The following is a 205-nucleotide window of genomic DNA, read 5'->3' on the forward strand; positions in this document are numbered from 1 at the left end:
GACAATCTTCCAAGCGTTCCAAGCGATCATCAGGCGATCAAACGGAGATGATCGGGTCAATCACATACCAGTGGGTAAATTGCATGATGATGGCACCGATGATGACGCCCGCTGAGGCTGCGGCATCTCCCAAAACATGGAGAAGGGCAGAACGGACGTTGAGATTATCTTCCCCGCCTCGGAAGCCAAAGGCGATTGCCAGATT

Annotated in this window: 1 protein-coding gene; it reads right to left on the minus strand. The window is 52.7% G+C overall.

What is annotated here, in order from left to right:
• Positions 1 to 37: 37 nt before the first annotated feature.
• Entirely contained in the window at positions 38 to 202 is a 165-nt protein-coding gene (locus DSOL_RS26630; protein ID WP_083643111.1) for a cation efflux transmembrane domain-containing protein, read from the minus strand.
• Positions 203 to 205 lie beyond the last annotated feature (3 nt).

The sequence above is a fragment of the Desulfosporosinus metallidurans genome, assembly GCF_001936615.1.
In the GTDB taxonomy this organism is placed as follows: domain Bacteria; phylum Bacillota; class Desulfitobacteriia; order Desulfitobacteriales; family Desulfitobacteriaceae; genus Desulfosporosinus; species Desulfosporosinus metallidurans.